The sequence below is a fragment of the Rhodoferax sp. EU05-FHT12H12 genome (assembly GCF_058791215.1).
The window spans coordinates 446,513-463,657 of sequence record NZ_JBYTDI010000003.1 but is presented as its reverse complement, the minus strand read 5'-3'; the positions used below and the strand labels follow the sequence as shown (position 1 = coordinate 463,657).

General features: G+C 62.0%; 17 protein-coding genes. 8 read left to right on the top strand and 9 right to left on the bottom strand.

Features of this window, described 5'->3' with window-relative positions:
- Positions 1-7 precede the first annotated feature (7 nt).
- Genes AC3WS7_RS11655 through AC3WS7_RS11640 form a run of 4 tightly spaced genes read left to right on the top strand, consistent with a single transcriptional unit; the run spans position 8 to position 4,124 of the window.
- Positions 8-1,276 carry an ABC transporter substrate-binding protein gene (locus tag AC3WS7_RS11655; protein ID WP_296468988.1) on the top strand — a complete coding sequence of 423 codons (1,269 nt, stop codon included), beginning with the start codon at positions 8-10 and terminating at the stop codon, positions 1,274-1,276.
- Between the two features lies 1 nt (position 1,277).
- A complete protein-coding gene (locus AC3WS7_RS11650; protein WP_492656456.1) occupies positions 1,278-2,216 on the top strand; it encodes a carbohydrate ABC transporter permease in 939 nt (312 codons plus the stop codon).
- Positions 2,213-3,049, top strand: a complete 837-nt coding sequence (locus tag AC3WS7_RS11645; protein ID WP_492656455.1) for a carbohydrate ABC transporter permease — start codon at positions 2,213-2,215, stop codon at positions 3,047-3,049. The genes AC3WS7_RS11650 and AC3WS7_RS11645 overlap by 4 nt, the downstream gene beginning before the upstream one ends.
- Positions 3,050-3,071: 22 nt before the next feature.
- The gene (locus tag AC3WS7_RS11640; protein ID WP_492656454.1) at positions 3,072-4,124 is read left to right on the top strand and encodes an ABC transporter ATP-binding protein; all 1,053 of its coding nucleotides are present in this window, start codon (positions 3,072-3,074) and stop codon (positions 4,122-4,124) included.
- A gap of 160 nt (positions 4,125-4,284) precedes the next feature.
- On the opposite strand, the gene AC3WS7_RS11635 is transcribed toward AC3WS7_RS11640, so the two are convergent.
- The 9 genes from AC3WS7_RS11635 to AC3WS7_RS11595 form a co-directional block, all read right to left on the bottom strand.
- Positions 4,285-5,088: a DODA-type extradiol aromatic ring-opening family dioxygenase gene (locus AC3WS7_RS11635; RefSeq protein ID WP_492656453.1), complete on the bottom strand. Its 804-nt coding sequence runs from the start codon at positions 5,086-5,088 to the stop codon at positions 4,285-4,287.
- A gap of 20 nt (positions 5,089-5,108) precedes the next feature.
- Positions 5,109-5,756 (bottom strand): ABC transporter ATP-binding protein, encoded by a 648-nt coding sequence (locus AC3WS7_RS11630; protein WP_296468979.1) that lies wholly within the window; start codon positions 5,754-5,756, stop codon positions 5,109-5,111.
- A gap of 169 nt (positions 5,757-5,925) precedes the next feature.
- On the bottom strand, positions 5,926-6,498 hold the full coding sequence (locus AC3WS7_RS11625) for a YceI family protein (RefSeq protein ID WP_296468977.1): 573 nt from the start codon (positions 6,496-6,498) through the stop codon (positions 5,926-5,928).
- A 47-nt stretch (positions 6,499-6,545) separates the two neighbouring features.
- Complete coding sequence (locus AC3WS7_RS11620) at positions 6,546-7,118, bottom strand: YceI family protein (RefSeq protein WP_492656452.1); 573 nt, start codon at positions 7,116-7,118, stop codon at positions 6,546-6,548.
- A 33-nt stretch (positions 7,119-7,151) separates the two neighbouring features.
- Positions 7,152-7,730, bottom strand: a complete 579-nt coding sequence (locus AC3WS7_RS11615) for a cytochrome b (RefSeq protein ID WP_492656451.1) — start codon at positions 7,728-7,730, stop codon at positions 7,152-7,154.
- 129 nt (positions 7,731-7,859) lie between these two features.
- Complete coding sequence (locus tag AC3WS7_RS11610; protein WP_296468971.1) at positions 7,860-8,126, bottom strand: VF530 family protein; 267 nt, start codon at positions 8,124-8,126, stop codon at positions 7,860-7,862.
- 18 nt (positions 8,127-8,144) lie between these two features.
- On the bottom strand, positions 8,145-9,479 hold the full coding sequence (locus AC3WS7_RS11605) for a ferredoxin reductase family protein (RefSeq protein ID WP_492656450.1): 1,335 nt from the start codon (positions 9,477-9,479) through the stop codon (positions 8,145-8,147).
- A 119-nt stretch (positions 9,480-9,598) separates the two neighbouring features.
- Entirely contained in the window at positions 9,599-10,582 is a 984-nt protein-coding gene (locus AC3WS7_RS11600) for a response regulator (RefSeq protein WP_492656449.1), read from the bottom strand.
- Positions 10,560-14,054 (bottom strand): ATP-binding protein, encoded by a 3,495-nt coding sequence (locus AC3WS7_RS11595; RefSeq protein ID WP_492656448.1) that lies wholly within the window; start codon positions 14,052-14,054, stop codon positions 10,560-10,562. Before AC3WS7_RS11595 ends, AC3WS7_RS11600 begins: the two co-directional genes overlap by 23 nt.
- Positions 14,055-14,173: 119 nt before the next feature.
- Between AC3WS7_RS11595 and ureA the strand changes: the two genes are divergently transcribed.
- From ureA to ureC, 4 genes are read left to right on the top strand one after another with little or no spacing between them, the layout of a single operon-like run.
- A complete protein-coding gene (gene ureA / locus AC3WS7_RS11590; protein ID WP_105261169.1) occupies positions 14,174-14,476 on the top strand; it encodes an urease subunit gamma in 303 nt (100 codons plus the stop codon).
- A gap of 15 nt (positions 14,477-14,491) precedes the next feature.
- Positions 14,492-15,085: a HupE/UreJ family protein gene (locus AC3WS7_RS11585; protein ID WP_492656447.1), complete on the top strand. Its 594-nt coding sequence runs from the start codon at positions 14,492-14,494 to the stop codon at positions 15,083-15,085.
- A gap of 10 nt (positions 15,086-15,095) precedes the next feature.
- Entirely contained in the window at positions 15,096-15,425 is a 330-nt protein-coding gene (locus tag AC3WS7_RS11580; RefSeq protein WP_492656446.1) for an urease subunit beta, read from the top strand.
- Complete coding sequence (gene ureC, locus AC3WS7_RS11575; RefSeq protein ID WP_492656445.1) at positions 15,425-17,143, top strand: urease subunit alpha; 1,719 nt, start codon at positions 15,425-15,427, stop codon at positions 17,141-17,143. Before AC3WS7_RS11580 ends, ureC begins: the two co-directional genes overlap by 1 nt.
- Positions 17,144-17,145: the final 2 nt, after the last annotated feature.

Sequence of the window (17,145 nt, the reverse complement as noted above, 5' to 3'; positions counted from 1 at the left end):
GACAGATATGCAGAAGATAGCGCTATGTGGTTCATTGCTGTTGGCTGGTTTGCTCAGTAGCGGCCTGGTCCACGCCGGCAAGCTCAAAGTTGTCGAGGTCATTACCAGTCCTGAACGAACTAAATTGCTGCAAGCCCAGTTGGCGGCTTTCCAGAAAGCCAACCCCTCCACGACGGTGGAGCTGGTCACCATTCCGTGGGATGGTGCGTTCGAGAAAGTGCTGGTCATGTTCAAATCGGGACAGATTCCCGATGTCATCGAGATGCCTGAGCGCTGGAGCGCGTTGTACGTGAAGGGCAAGCAAATTGAGCCGCTGGACCCTTGGCTCAAAAGCAGCAAAGAACTGGCGACCTTGCAAAAGACGGTGCTGGATGCCGCCAAGTTCGGTGGTGACAAGACCTACCAGATTCCCTACGGCTTTTACATGAAGGCGCTTTTCTACAACAAGAAAATGCTGGCCCAAGCCGGTGTACAACCGCCCAAGACCCAGGAAGAATTTGTGAAGGCAGTGGAAACGATCAGTACCAAACTGCCTGGTAAATATGGCTACTGCCTGCGCGGTGGTAAGGGCGGTGGGTTCGAATGGACCAACTATTCGGCTGCCTATGGTGCAACAGGTGCCTACTTCGATAAGTCGGGCAATAGCCTGTACGGCACCCCTGCATTCCAAAAGGGCATGCAGATGCTGGTGGACTTCTACCAAAAAGGCTATGCCCCCAAGGAAAGCATCTCTTGGGGCTTCAATGAAATCGTAACTGGCTTCTACAGCGGCACCTGTGCCATGCTGCAGCAAGATGCAGATGCACTCATCGGTATTGCCGAGAAGATGGATAGCAAGGATTTCGGTGTTATCCCTGCGCCGCTAAGTTCGAATGGCAAGGCCTACCCCGCTGCCGGCTTCGCCGGTTGGGCAATGACTAGCGCATCAGCCAGCAAGGATGAAGGCTGGAAGCTGATCCAGTTCCTCACAGCCAACAAACAAAACCTGGAATGGGCCAAGACGGTCGGTGTATTACCAATCCATCAAGGTGCCGAAGCCGACTCCGCCTTTGCCGGTGAACATTGGGCTGGCTGGTTCCAGACGCTGAAGCAGGCAGACAAATACCAGCCACTGATTCCGCCGGTCAACCTGCCTGAATGGGGTGCCATGTACGACAAGACCATGGTGGAAAGCGGCCAGGAACTACTGCTGGGTAAACGCAAAGTTGCCGATGTGGCGAAACAATGGGCGGACACGCTCAGCACTGCACAACATAAGTTTGACGCGGCCAACTGAAATGCAAGGATTCCCCTCACTGAACGAACCCGGTGCGCAGGCTGCCTGGTTGCAACGTGCGTTACCGTGGTTCTTGTTGATGCCAGCCTTGCTGCTCGTGTGTGGTGCGCTGCTGGTGCCGCTCGGGGTAGGGGTTTCCTACGCTTTCAGGTCCATGTCCATGGACAACGTGTTCGGTGAGGCAGGCTTTGCCGGACTGGACAATTTCCGGACGTTGGTGGGAGATCCAAAGCTTGGTACCGTATTGGGTAACACGCTGACCTGGACCCTGTCTTCACTGGTTCTACAGTGCGGACTGGGGTTCGGGCTGGCGTTGCTCTTACGGCATACCGGCAAAGGGGGGCGGCAACTGCAGGCCCTGTTATTTCTTCCCTGGGCCATTCCCAGCGTATTGATAGGCCTGGTGTGGAAGATGCTGTTCAGTCCCTATACCAGCCCGCTGCCGCATTGGCTGGTGTACCTGGGACTGTTGCCACACGTGACCGATATCTTGGCCGAGCCCGATCTGGCCATGATTGGGCCGATCGTGGCCAATGTCTGGTTTGGCATTCCGTTTTTTGCCATTACATTGCTCGCAGCACTGCAGGCCATTCCAGAAGATTTGTATGAAGCCGCCGCGCTGGACGGCGCCTACGCTTGGCAGCAATTTACGCGTGTGACCCTGCCTCTGGTCATGCCGACACTGTTGATCACCGTTCTGTTGCGCTCGGTGTGGATTGTCAACTTCGGTGATCTGGTCTGGATCATGACGCAAGGCGGGCCAGCAGGCGCCACGCAGATATTGCCCACCTATCTTTTTGCAACGGCGTTCACAGACCTCAATGAGGGGTATGCATCGGCACTGGCGGTCGCACAGTTGGTGCTACTGCTGATCTATGCCGCGACAGTATTACGTTTACGCCGTCGCATCATGGACGGGCGCACAGAGGAATCACAATGAATACTTGGCGGCGATTCGCGGCACCGTGTGGCCGATGGTTGGGCCTGTCCCTGTACTTGGTGTTTGCGCTTTTCCCTCTCTACTGGCTGCTGAAAATCGCCCTGACCCCCACCAAATTGCTGTACAGCGAAGGGGTCCGCCTATGGCCTAGCCATCTGACGTTTTCGCATTTCTACCAAGTGTGGACTACCACCCAATTCCCAGACTATTTCTGGAATAGTGCCAAAGTGTCTGTGGGGGCGGCTCTACTGGCCACACTCGCTGGTTCTCTTGCTGGGTATGCACTATCCCGATGGATGTTTCGGGGCAAGGCTGCGGTTTCCTTTTTGCTACTGGTCACACAGATGTTTACCGTCATGTTGATGATCGTCCCCCTGAACCACATCCTGTCGGGGGTGGGACTGAACGATTCGCTGTTCGGACTTGTCGTGGTCTACGCGGCACTCAACGTACCCTTTGCCACATTTCTCATGCAGTCTTTCGTCGACGCCATTCCCAAGGATCTGGAAGAAGCAGCCATGATCGATGGATGTACCCGGTTCCAGGCCATGTACAAAGTGGTATTCCCGCTGACTCTGCCTGGCCTGGCTGCCACGGTCGGCTTCACCTTCACGGCGGCCTGGAGTGAGCTGTTTCTCGCCTTGGTGTTGATCAACCGGGAAGCGGACAAAACAATCCCCCCGGCCTTGCTTTCTTTCATTACCAAATTCAGCGTGGACTGGGGGCAGATGGCGGCCGCATCGGTGCTGCTGCTGATTCCGGTCTGTATCTTTTTCAGCTTCGTGCAGCGCTATCTGGTTGCAGGTTTAACTAGCGGAGCCGTCAAGGGCTGACCGCAATCAAGGAGTTCAAAGAATGGCATCAGTAAGCCTGCGCGGTGTAACCAAGAAATTTGACGCGGTAGATGTGCTCATGGGCATCAACCTGGAAATCGAAGACGGCGAGTTTGTAGCTTTGGTTGGTGAGTCGGGCTGTGGGAAATCTACCCTGTTGCGTTTGCTGGCGGGCCTGGACTGGGTCAGCGGGGGGGAGATATTGATTGGTGGCCGCCTAGTGAATAACGTGCCTCCGCGTGACCGTGATGTGGCCATGGTATTCCAGAGCTATGCCCTGTATCCGCACCTCTCCGTTGGAGACAACCTGGATTTCCCCCTGTCCTTGCGCAACACCGAAACACAAGTGCGTGAGAGCAAGATCGCCTCTGTTGCATCGTCCTTGGGACTGGACCGGCTATTGCACCGCCGTCCTCGGGCGTTGTCGGGCGGGCAACGCCAACGTGTCGCCATGGGGCGTGCCATGATTCGCTCCCCCAAGGTTTTTTTGTTCGACGAGCCGCTATCCAATCTGGACGCAAAAATGCGGCTGCAAATGCGCGCCGAACTCAAGGCATTGCATCAAAAACTGGCGACTACGGCGGTCTACGTGACACATGATCAGGTGGAAGCCATGACTCTGGCAGACAGAGTTGTGGTGATGGACCAGGGCCAGGTGCAGCAGGTCGGTGCTCCCCTGGATGTCTATGACCGTCCCGCCAACAAATTTGTGGCGGGTTTCATTGGGTCACCCGCGATGAACTTTGTAGAAGGTGCAGCTACCGCCGCAGGCATTTTGGTCGGTGGCAATACCTTACCGTTGCCTGCACATCGTATTCCAGCGAAAGACCGCCGAGTATGGTTGGGCGTCAGGCCTGAGCACTTGGCATTGGATGCCAACGGAATTCCCGCACTTGTCGAGGTCGTGGAGCCACTGGGGCATGGCACCATGCTGCATCTGTCGGTACTCAACACCCGCTGGGTGGTGCTCGATGCCGGGCGCACGACGGTCAAGGCAGGTGATGCCATAGGGTTACGCATTGATCACGAGCGCGTACATTTGTTCGATCGGGATCTGGGGACGCGTCTGGAGTGATTCCTTAGCATTCCCTTCAACCCAGTCTTGAAGGCCCGCTATCCAGCTATGAGTCTGGATTGGGCGAGGCCCGCCTCAGGTCGCCTGCTGCCAGCCCCAAAAACCCGCCGATCAGCGCTTCACATCGCGAAGCGCCAGACTCCCCCCACGTGGGCAGCAACTAAACCGCGTCAAAGCGAAAGCTTGACGCCGTCACGCCGCCAAAAATCCCGTCCTCGTGGTACACGCAGGTGGCGGTGTCGGCCTCGGCCGCACCGACGGCGACCATCAGCGGCAACAGGTGTTCTTCGCGCGGATGGCACAGGCGGGCGGCGGGGGCTTGCTCCCACTCCAGCAGGGCCTGGGTGCGCTGTGCGGCGGGTGCGGCCATGGCGGTTTGCAGCCACGCATCAAAGGCCTGTGACGGCGCTTGCCCCGCACGGCCGAAGGCACGCAGGTTGTGGTAGCTGAGCCCACTGCCGACGATGAGCACACCTTCGTCGCGCAGCACTGCCAGCGCGCGGCCCAGTGCCAGATGCTGGGCGGGGTCCAGCCCGGCGCGCAAAGACATTTGCAGCACCGGCACATCGGCCTGGGGGTACATCACGGCCAGGGGCACAAAGGTGCCGTGGTCGTAGCCGCGCTGCGCGTCTTGCGCCACGGGCAGGCCCGCAGCCTCCAGCAAGCCCTGCACCCGCTGCACCAGCGCGGGCGCGCCGGGCGCGGGGTAGACGATCTGGTAGGTGTGGGGCGGGAAGCCTCCATAGTCGTACACCATGCCGGGTGCCGGGCTGCTGCCCAGCGTGAAGGCACGCGCCTCCCAATGCGCGGTGACCATCAGCACGGCCTTGGGCGTTTGGCCCAGCTGGCGCGGAATATCGGCCAATGAGGCAGCCAACGGCTGCATGGCAGGGGCCATCTCGGGCATCCAGGGCCAGGGGCCGCCGCCGTGCGAGATGAAATAGGTGGGAAGGCGTTGGGGCATGGGGAGTCTCCTTCAATGAATCAATCGCCCAGGTCGATGTGCTGGGCCAGGGGCACGCCTGCGGGCGCTTCGTAGTCGGCCACCACCCAGGCGCGCGTTGTGTGGCTGGCGGCTTCGCGCAGCAGGTCCAGCAGGCAGCGGATAGAGGTTTTGTCGAGGGCGGCAAAGGGTTCGTCCAGCAGCGTGAGCGTGGCGCCGGACGCCAATGCGGCAGCCAGCCAGACTTTGCGTTTGGAGCCGGTGGACAGCATGTACAGCGGCTTATGCAGATGAGGGCGGAGGTCCAGCGCCTCGCTCAGGTCGGCCAGCAGCGCAGCGTCCCAGCGGGGGTAACGCGCCGCCGTATGGGCCAGAAACTCTGCGCCGGGCACCTGGTCGTGCGCGGTGGTGCGCGGGTCTATCCAGGCCACCTGCGCACGGTAGGCGGCGGGCGCACTGGCCAGCAGGGTGCTGCCGATCTGCAGATGGCTGCCGGGCAGCTGCAAATCGCCGGCCAGGCAACGCAGCAGACTGCTTTTGCCCCGCCCTTCCCCGCCGCCCACCCAGCTCACGCCAGGCGGGATCTGCAGCGCCGGCAGGTCCAGCACGGGGGAGCCAGCGGGCTCCCAGCGGAGTGCGCGCGCGTGGGCCACGGATGCGAGGGACGTGCGGGGAGCAACGGAGGACATGGCTGGCATGGTGGCAGAGAACAGGAGAGTGGCAGTCTTCTTATTTTGCTACCAATACAGGAGCTGCTCGCGCAATATCCACGGGGGCTAGAGGCCAATTTAGCATCAAATTCCCATAAAAAAGCCAGCCCGCGGGCTGGCTTTGCTTCCAGGGCACAAGGCCGCAGGTTTACTGCTTGATCGCTTCGATAGCGATAGTGATGGTCACGTCGTCACCCACGTAAGGTGCGAACTTGCCAGCATTGAACTCTGTGCGCTTGATGGTGGTGACGGCGTCAGCAGCAATCACGTCCTTCTTCATCATGGGGTGCTGGGTGGACACGAAGTTGTTGATCTTCAGGGTCACAGGCTTGGTGATGCCTTTAATGGTCAGGTTGCCTTCCACTGCAGCAGGCTTGTCGCCTTCAAACACCACTTTGGTGGACTTGAAGGTGGCGGTGGGGAACTTGGCTGTGTCCAGAAAGTCTTCGCCTTGGATGTGGCCATTAAAAGCGGTGAAGCCTGTGTCCACGCCCTTCATGTCAATCACCACGTCCACCGCGCCAGTCTTGGCGGCCTTGTCAAACGTCACCGTGCCGGTCGTGTTGTTGAAGCGGCTTTGCTGGGTAGACAGGCCCAGGTGGTTGTAAGAAAAACGGGGAAAGGTGTGCGAGGTGTCAATCGCGTAAGTGGCGGACTGGGCGCTCACGGAACCGGCGAAAGCGGAAAGCGCCAGGGCGGCGGCGATAAAGGATGTACGCATGGAAAACTCCTGATTTGCGGGATGGTTAAAAAAGAAACGAAAGAAACTTAGAGCTTGCCCACGCCAGTCAGCGCGAGCTTGAACTTGACCTGCACGTCGTCGGCCACCATGGAGGTGTCGGCCCACTCGTTCTCGCCGATCTTGAAGGCCAGACGCTTGAGCGGGAAGGTGCCAATCACGGTGGTGGTGGCTCCGCTCTGGGTCAGCGCCACAGGCACCACCACATCGCGGCTGGCGCCCTTGATCGCGAGCTTGCCGGTTACCTCAAACTTGCCGCCGCCCAGACCTTTGACAGCGGTGGACTGGAAGGTGGCTTGCGGAAACTTGGCGGTGTTGAACCAGTTGGGGCGCGGCAGCTCGGCATCGCTCTCGGGCACACCCAGTGTGGCGCTGGCAATGTCAACGGTGAAGGCGATCTTGCTGGTGTCGGGCTTGGCGGGGTCGAAGGCAATTTGTGCATCAAACTTCTTGAAGCGGCCCTCGACGGGCACGCCCATTTGTTTGCTCACAAACACAATTTCGCTCTGTGCAGGCACCAGCTTTTGCTGGGCCAGCGCGAGGGTGCTGGTAAAGGCCGATGCGGCCACCAAGGCAGACACAAGAAAGCGGGAAGCGGTCATGGGGAGATCCTGTAAAAAAATGGCGAAAAGGCGTTAGCGGCGGCCAGGCAACATGCGGCCAATCAGGCCATCCTTGTCCACCAGTTGGTGCTTGAGGGCTGCCGCAATGTGCAAGCCCGCCAGTCCGACCAAGGCGAACGCACTGAGTTCATGCAAAGGCTTGATCCATTCGGCCAGCGCTTTGTCCACCGGCACAAAGTCCGGCAGCGGCAACACGCCAAACACCACGATGGGGAAGCCCGCCGCCGAGCTGTAGGCCCAGCCTATCAGTGGCACCAGGAAGAACAAGGCATACATCGCGTAGTGCGTGCCGTGGTGCGCCCAGTGTTGCCAGGCGGGCATAGCACTCGCAATGCTGGCGGGCAGCGCGGGTGGGCGGTGCGTGGCGCGCCACAGCAAGCGCAACAGCGACAAGGCCAGGAGCGTGATGCCGGCCCATTTGTGCCAGTTGTAGAGCTTGAGCCGGGCGGGCGAGAACGGCAGGCTGGTCATGTACAAGCCCACGCCAAACAAACCCAAAATGGCCAGGCCCAGCGCCCAGTGCAGCACGATGGCCGTGCGGCTGTAGCGCGCCGCAGGGGCCTTGAATGGGGAAGTGGAAGAAGAAACCATGGCCGCAAGTCTAGGGGGCCACGGGTTGCTGTATTTTGAATTGGATTGATGATCCGATTCAAATAATGTGAACGCTCAAGTTCCCCAACTTGCCCCCTCAGACACGAAAAACACGACGAATGGTCGGTCTTAGCGCCCCGAACGGCGCATCTCGCGCAGCATGAACAAATACAGGCCCTCCACCTTCTCGCGCGCCCAAGGGGTTTTGCGCAAAAACTTGAGGCTGGAGCCCACGCTGGGCTCAAAGGTAAAGCAGCGCACGGGAATGCGCTCGCCCAGTCCATCCCAGCCGTAGTAGTCGGCCAACTCGGTCACGATGGCCTCCAGCGTTTTGCCGTGCAGCGGGTTGTTGGCTTGCTTGGCGGCGGGGGCGGGTTGGGGCGAATCGGTGCTCATGCGGGAATTGTCGCAGTGTCAGCGCATCTCGAACAATTCCTGGTGAAAGTCTGCCGCCGGCAACCCCTGAGCGACCAGCGCAGCCTTGAGCGCATGGCCGAACGCAGGCGGGCCACAAAACCACACATCGGCATCCCGCCATTCGGGGGCCGCAGCGCACAGACGCTGCGCATCGAGCCGGCCGTCGCGGGGGTCGTGCAGAACATGCAGGCGCACACCGGCAGCGGCAGCATCCGCCTCCATCTTGGCCATGGCGCGTGGGTCGAGCACGGCCGTGGTGTGGAAGAGGTCAATCAGCTTGCCGTCCGGCGCAGTCGCCAAGGTTTTCATGCGCGCCACAAACGGGGTGATGCCGATGCCCGCCCCCACCCAGATTTGGCGGCGCTTGGTGCCTTGGAACGTGAATTGTCCGTAAGGCCCTTCAATTTCCGCCGTGTGCCCCACCGTGAGATGCCTTGGCAAACGCTCCGTGTAGTCGCCCAATGCCTTGATGAGGAAGGTGATGCGGCCATCGTCCTGCCACGCCGAGGTGATGGTGAACGGGTGTGCCCCTTCCCGGGGGTCAAAGGTCACAAAAGCGAACTGCCCGGCCCGGTGACCAGGCCAACGGCCATCCATGCGCACAAGCACGGACAGCACGCCCAGTTCGTCATACCGCTCCACCTGCTCAACCACCCCGCCCACGGTGCGACGCTCTCCTACCTTGCGAAACAGCACGATGACGGCGGCCACGGCCCCCGCACACATCAACACGGCCATGAAGGGCGCAAGCCCCTGGCTCCAGTAGGCGAAGTTCATCAGCACTACCGCGTGAAAGACCAGCGCCAAATACGTCACTGCCAAAACCCGGTGGGTCTTGAAAAACCATTTGTAGGGAAAGCGCTTGAACAGTGCCAGGACAATCATCAACACCGTGGCGTAAAACGCCCATTCGCCCACCCCCTCTGCGAGGCCGCGCCAGCTTTGAAACAGCTTGAAGACTTCTACGGTTTGCTCCACCCGCGGCGGGCGACCACCGGCAGGCGGCTGGACCAACCCCGATCCAAACAGCCATTTGGGCGCGTTGGAAGCTAACCAGTGCGCCACAGAAAAGACCAAACCACCGATACCCAACCATTTGTGCAGGCGGTACATCTTGTCCAGCCCACCCAGGTGGGGTTCAAACCACACCGGCCGCACCGCCAGCACCATGCCCACACTCATCATGCCCATGCCCAAAATGCCGGTGTAGTTCACCAGCGAATTGCGCACGGCAAAGAAGGCGGGGCTTGCCGTGAGAAGGGGGTCAACCCAGAGCCACCATGCCGTGAGTCCCAGTACCAGGCCCCACAGCACCCGTTTGATTTTTTGCATCCCCAGATCCTCTGTTTTTTTGGATCCGGCTACTTTACAAACCCCAGGTAAAGGGGAGGTAAGCGCCCGGTTGCGCCCAAGCAAACAGGATTGCGTTACATCAAACAAACACCCGTACGCTAGCCCTCAAACTGCGGATGCAGCTGCCGGATGCGCGACATGGCCATGCCCGCCGCGGCCGTGCGGGTTTCTACGCCCAGCTTCACAAACACGCGCTCCAGGTGTTTCTTCACCGTCATGGGGCTACTGCCCAGGATGTCGCCGATGTCCTTGTTGGTCTTGCCCTTGACGACCCAGTAGAGCACCTCGGCCTCTTTGGCGGTGAGCTTGAAGGACAGGCTCATGGCTTCGATGACGGCGGTGTCGGACACCTCCCGCATCACGATGAGCCAGTCGCCACCGGCATCGCTGTCGCCAATCTGCTGGTGCAGGCGGAAGGTGAGGCGCTTGGGGCCGCGTTCCAGGCTCAGCTTGGCCGGCTCGCCTCCGCGCGCCACCGTTTGCACGCAGGCCTGCAGCCAGACCAGCAGCTCGGGCGGCGTGTGCGGCGCTTGCGTACCGCAGTAACGCTCCAGCAGCTCGCGCGCCAGCGGGGTTTGCCACATCAGGCAACCGTCCGCCGCGCGCACGGTGATGGTGGCGTAGCCAAAGGCGTCCAGCGCATTGCGGGTCTGGCGCCGCTCGCGCGCGCCGGCCAGGTGCACGCCCATGCGGGCCAGCACCTCCTTGGGTTTGATGGGTTTGGTCACATAGTCCACGCCCCCACTCTCCAGCGCGGCCACCAGGTACTCGGTCTCGGTCAGGCCGGTCATGAAGATGATGGGGATGTGCGTGGTGTGCGGTGCGGCCTTCAGGCGGCGCGCCACTTCAAACCCATCCATGCCGGGCATCATCGCGTCCAGCAAAATCACATCGGGCAGGCCCTGCGTGGCACGCTGCAGTGCCGCCTCACCCGAGGTGGCGATGAGCACGGTGTAGCCCGACTCATCGAGCGCATCGTGCAGCACCGAGAGGTTGTCGGGCACGTCGTCGACGATCAGCACCACGTCACTGTTGGCGCGGTCCAGGGTGTCGTCGGAGTCAGAGCGAAGTGGGGCTTGCATCCAGCGCTTTCTGCAATGGGGTGGCCATGGCCTCGAACTGGTACTGGCGTGCCAGTGCGGCCATGGCCTGGGTAAAGGCCAGACACTGCGGTTGGGCGGTGGCAATGGCGTCGAGCTTGTTGACGATGCCGCGGTAAAAGCCCAGGCGCACCAGATCCAGCAGGGCCTGGCAATCGGCCGGCCCCGGCAACACCACGACGTCGGAACTGGCAGCCGCTGCAGCAGGCTCGGGCGCGCTCAGCGCATCCACCCATTCCAGCGCGAGCTTGCGCTCCAGCCAATCCAACAGCTCGGTGTGGCGCACGGGTTTGACGATGAAATCTTCGGGCGGCAGGCCCAGGCCGTTGTCCAGCCCGCGGTCAAACGCATTGGCAGAGACGATGGCCACCTGGGGCTGCGTGCCGCCCAGCGCCGGGTTGCTGCGGATGCGGCGCAGCGTTTCCCAGCCGTCGATGCCGGGCATGGCCAGGTCCAGCAGCACCACATCGGGGTGCAGGCCGGCGGCCAGCAGATCGAGGCAGTCGTGGCCGCTGGCAGCGGTGCGCACCTCAAAACCCAGCGGCTCCAGCAGGCTCACCAGCAGCTCGCGGTCGGCCTCTTCGTTGTCCACCACCAGCACCTTGCGGCGCGCGCCGGCGTAGCCCAGGCGTGGCTTGCGTGCCGTGACCACCACCTGCTGCTCGGCGTTGGCCGGCAAATGCAGCTCGGGCAGAAACAGGCGCACGCGGAACACAGCGCCCTCGCCCAGCGTGCTGCTGGCCGAGAGTTCTCCGCCCATGAGGTCCGTCAGCATCTTGGCAATGGTGAGGCCCAAGCCCGAGCCCGTGGTGCCACCGGTTGCGCTGGCGCCGCGCGTGAAGGGGTCAAAAATGCGGTCGAGATCCTCGGGCGCCATGCCGGGGCCGGTGTCCACCACCTCCACCAGCGCCATCTCGCGCGCATACCGCAGGCGCAGGGTCACACCACCGGTCTGGGTGAACTTGATGGCGTTGCCCAACAGGTTGAAAAAGATCTGGCGCACACGTTTCTCGTCGGCGCGCACCCAGTCGGGAATGCTGCCCTGCACCTCGAAGCGAAAACTCAGGCCCTTGGCCGCGGCCTGCAGCTCGAACATGCTGGCCATCTCGTGCATGCCGCTGGCGAACTGCATGGGCTTCACGTTCAGCGTGAGCTTGCCGCTCTCGATGTGGGCCATGTCCAGCGTGCCCTCGATCAGCGAGAGCAGATGCTCACCGCCGCGCTTGATCACGCTGACCGCCTGCTTGCGGTGCGCGGGGATGGACGCGTCCTCGCCCATGAGCTGGGCATAGCCCAGGATGCTGTTGAGGGGCGTGCGCAGCTCGTGGCTGATGGCGCTGATGTAGCGGCTCTTGGCCTGGTTGGCAGCTTCGGCGGCCTGCTTGGCGCGCTCGGCCAGCAGCTTGGCGTCTTGCAGGGCCTCGTCGGTCTGGCGGTGTGATTCGATTTCGCGCATCAGCAAATGGGTTTGCCGGTTCGATTCTTCTTGTGCCACCTGCCGGCTCTTGTGCGCCAGCACCAGCCACCAGGCGACGATGCCCGACATCAGCATGAGCGCCGCAAACGCCTTGCTGAAACCCGAGCGCAGCGAGGCCTGCATGGCGCTCTGCTGCTCCCCCACCACGGTGATGGCACCCAGCTCTTGCATATAGAACATGCCAAACACGGTAGCCAGTAGCGGCACGATGATGAGCATGAGCAGGATGAAGTGGCCCAGCCCCGTGTCCAGAAACGGCCACACCGGCTTGGGCAGCAACCAGCGCAGCGTGGCCGACCACTGGGTGGACAGGTTGGCGTGTGGCTTGCACATGTCGCCGCAGCGCGCGTCCAGCGTGCAGCACAGCGAGCAGATGGGCCCCTGGTAGGCCGGGCAATGGGCCATGTCGGGGCCTTCGTACTCGCGCTCGCAGATGACACAACTCCGTACGGCGAGCCGCGCGTAGCTGCCCTGGGCCGAGGCCTCCATGGGCTGGCGTGCCAGGTAGTACTTGCCTTTCGTCGCCCAGGCAATCAGCGGTGCGGTCACCATGGCCGTGACCAGCGCCACCACGGCGGAGAAGGCCTTGGCCAAATCACCAAACAGGCCGAGATAGGCCGCAATCGACAAGGTGGACGCCAGTGCCATGGCGCCCACGCCCACGGGGTTGATGTCGTACAGGTAGGCGCGCTTGAACTCGATGCCCTTGGGCGACAGGCCCAGCGGCTTGTTGATGACGAGGTCAGCCACCACCGCCATGATCCAGGCGATGGCGATGTTGGAGTACAGGCCCAGCACTTCGCCCAGCGCCTGGAACACATTCATCTCCATCAGCATAAAGGCGATCACGCTGTTGAACAGCACCCACACCACGCGCCCCGGGTGGCTGTGGGTCAGGCGAGAGAAGAAGTTGCTCCAGGCCAGCGAGCCCGCATAGGCGTTGGTCACATTGATCTTGAGCTGCGACACCACCACAAACACCGCCGTGGCCGCCACCGCCCAGCCCAGCGTGGGGAACACATACTCATAGGCCGCCAGGTACATCTGGTTGGGGTCCACCGCCCGGTCAGTCGGCACGCTGTGGCGGATGGCCAAATAGGCCAGGTAGGCGCCGCCCAGCATTTTGATGACGCCCAGAATCACCCAGCCCGGCCCGCCTACCAGCACGCCCAGCCACCAGCGGCCGCGGTTGGCCGTGGTTTGCGCGGGCATGAAGCGCAGGTAGTCGGCCTGCTCCCCCATTTGGGTAATCAGCGCAATCCCCACCGTCAGCGCAGCACCAAACAGGTGCAAATTGAACGTACCGGGAGTCCCAAAATCACCAGCGTAGTGCGTTATCCCCGCAAACGCCTGCGGATCGCGCACCAAAACAAAGCCAAACGGCACCACCAGCATCACCAGCCACAGCGGTTGCGTCCAGATCTGCAAGCGGCTGATGGTGGAGACCCCGTGCGTGACCAGTGGAATCACGACCAGCGCACAAATCAGGTAGCCCCAGGTGGGCGGAATGTCCAGCGCCAGCTCCAGCGCATAGGCCATGACGGCAGCCTCCAGCGCGAAGAAGATGAACGTGAAGGATGCGTAGATGAGCGAGGTGAGCGTGGAGCCGATGTAGCCAAAGCCTGCGCCGCGGGTCAGCAGGTCCATGTCCACCCCGTAGCGCGCGGCGTAGATGCTGATGGGCAGACCGGCCAGAAAGATCACCAGCCCGGTGGCCAGGATGGCCCAGAGCGCGTTGACAAAGCCGTACTGCACCAAGAGCGTGGCGCCCACCGCCTCCAGGATCAGGAAGGAGGCCGCGCCAAAGGCGGTGTTGGCCACACGCCACTCGGACCATTTGCGAAAGCGCTGTGGCGTGAAGCGCAGCGCGTAGTCCTCCATGGTTTCGGAGGCCACCCAGTTGTTGTAGTCGCGGCGGATTTTCACCACCCGCTGGGCGGGCGCGTCGTCGGTGAAAGGGGGCGGCGGGGTGGACACACCACCAGGGGTGCAGATTTCATGCCACCGGCCTGCGACCTATGGCGTATGGAGAAAGGCACAGGGATTGCTTACAGTGCAAAGTCCCGAATACCGAACCGCCACCTTCCGAGAACGTTATGGAACTCACGCCCAGAGAGAAAGACAAACTGCTGATCTTCACAGCCGGCCTGCTGGCCGAGCGGCGCAAGGCACGTGGCCTGAAGCTCAACTACCCCGAAGCCATTGCCCTGATCAGCTGCGCCGTGATGGAAGGCGCCCGCGACGGCAAGACCGTAGCCCAGCTCATGAGCGAAGGCCGTGCGGTGCTGACCCGCGACGACGTGATGGACGGCATCGCCGAGATGATTCCCGACATCCAGGTGGAAGCCACCTTCCCTGACGGTACGAAATTGGTCACCGTGCACCAACCCATTGTTTAAGCCTGCGGAGAACCCATGCGAACTTCCCATAAAAACGCTCTTCTTTTGATAGCTGCTTGCGCAGTATCCACGGGCGCTAATGCCCATACGGGCCATGGAACCGAGAGTTTCATGGAAGGCCTGGCACACCCCTTCGGACTGGACCACCTGCTGGCCATGGTGGCGGTGGGTGTCTGGTCGGTGAGTGCCCTGCCCGCCCACAAGGCCTGGCAAGGCCCCGCCACCTTCCTGCTGGCGCTGGTGCTCAGCGCCCTGCTGGGCGCCAGTGGCGTGACACTGCCCTACCTGGAACACGCCATTGCGCTGTCCGTCTCGTTGTTCGGCTTGATGCTGGTCATGGCCGCCAAACCGGCACCCAAGACCTTCGGATTGGGCTTGATCGCGGCTACAGCTTGCCTGCATGGCCTGGCCCATGGCGCCGAAACACCGGCGACCGGTTTTGCCGGCTACGCCGCCGGTTTCCTGCTGATCACAGCCCTGCTGCATGTGGGTGGTGTGGGCCTAGGCCTGGGCATCCGCCGCTGGCTGGCGGGGCGCAGTGGCACGGTGCTCACCACCCTGGGCAGCACCCTCGGCGTGGCAGGCGTCTACCTCTTCACCCACGTCTGAGGGCTCGCGCATGACCCCCGGCGAAATTCTCTGCGACGAGGGCGAACACGCCCTCAACACCGGCCGCCGCACCCTGACCGTGGTGGTGCAAAACACGGCGGACCGCCCCATCCAGGTCGGCTCGCACTACCACTTTGCCGAAACCAATGGTGCGCTTGGCTTTGACCGCGCTGCGGCCCAAGGCATGCGCCTGAACATCCCCTCGGGCTCAGCCGTGCGCTTTGAGCCGGGCCAGCAACGCACCGTGGAGCTGGTGGATTTGGCCGGCGACCGCGTGGTCTATGGGTTTCGCGGTTTAGTGCAAGGACCAGTCGACACAAGCGTCGAGGGAAAACTGTAATGGCAACAATTGGACGCCGCGCCTACGCGGAAATTTTTGGGCCCACGGTCGGTGACCGCGTGCGCCTGGCCGACACCGGCTTGCTCATCGAGGTGGAGAAGGACTACACCCTGGCCGCTGGCGCCTATGGCGAAGAAGTGAAGTTTGGCGGTGGCAAGACCATCCGCGACGGCATGGCTCAATCGCAACGCACCCGTGCCGAGGGCGCCGTGGACTGCGTGATGACCAACGCGCTAATCCTGGACCACTGGGGCATCGTCAAGGCGGACATTGGCCTCAAAGGCGGGCGCATTGTGGCCATCGGCAAGGCCGGCAATCCCGATACGCAACCGGGCGTGGACATCATCATCGGCCCCGGCACCGAGGTCATCAGTTGCGAGGGCAACATCGTCACTGCCGGCGGCATCGACAGCCACATCCACTTCATCTGCCCGCAGCAGATCGAAGAGGCCCTGGCCAGTGGCGTGACCACCATGCTGGGCGGCGGCACCGGCCCGGCCACCGGCACCTTTGCCACCACCTGCACGCCCGGCCCCTGGAACATTGAGCGCATGCTGCAAGCGGCTGATGCCTTCCCCATGAACCTGGGATTTTTGGGCAAGGGCAATGCGTCCCTGCCCGCGGCTTTGCACGAGCAGGTCAACGCTGGCGTCATCGGCCTGAAATTGCACGAAGACTGGGGCACCACGCCCAGCGCCATCAGCAACTGCCTGGACGTGGCCGAAGAGACTGATGTGCAGGTCGCCATCCACTCCGACACGCTCAACGAATCGGGCTTTGTGGAAAACACCATCGCCGCTACCAAGGGCCGAGGACTCTGCGCCTTCCACACCGAAGGTGCGGGGGGCGGCCACGCACCCGACATCCTGCGCGTGGTGGGGCAGGCCAACTTCCTGCCCAGCTCCACCAACCCCACCATGCCCTACACCCAGAACACGCTGGACGAGCACGTGGACATGCTGATGGTCTGCCACCACCTGGACGCGGGCATTGCCGAAGATCTGGCCTTTGCCGAGAGCCGCATCCGCAAGGAAACCATTGCGGCCGAAGACATCCTGCACGACATGGGCGCCATCAGCATGATGAGCAGCGACAGCCAGGCCATGGGCCGCGTGGGCGAGGTCATCATCCGAACCTGGCAGACGGCCGACAAGATGAAAGCCCAGCGCGGCACGCTGCCCGAAGACTCGGTGCGCAACGACAACTTCCGCGCCAAACGCTATGTGGCCAAGTACACCATCAACCCCGCCATTGCGCACGGCATCAGCCATGAAGTAGGTTCGATTGAAGTGGGCAAGTGGGCCGACCTGGTGGTGTGGAAGCCGGCGTTTTTTGGTGTGAAGCCCGCGGTGATTCTCAAAGGCGGCTTTATCGCGTTTGCCGCCATGGGCGACCCCAATGCCTCCATACCCACGCCCCAGCCGGTGCACTACCGCCCCATGTTTGGCGCGTTTGGCGGCGCGCTGCACAAGGGCTCGTTCACCTTTGTGTCGCAAGCCGGTTTCAACGCCGGTGTGAAGGAACGCTTTGGCCTAGCCAAGAACGTGGCCGCGGTGAAAAACATCCGCGGTGTGCGAAAGCAGCACATGGTGCACAACAGCTATTTGCCGACGATGGAGATTGACGCGCAAACCTACACGGTGCGCGCCGATGGGCAACTGCTGACCTGTGAGCCAGCAGTCAAGCTGCCCATGGCGCAGCGCTACTTTTTGTTCTGAAC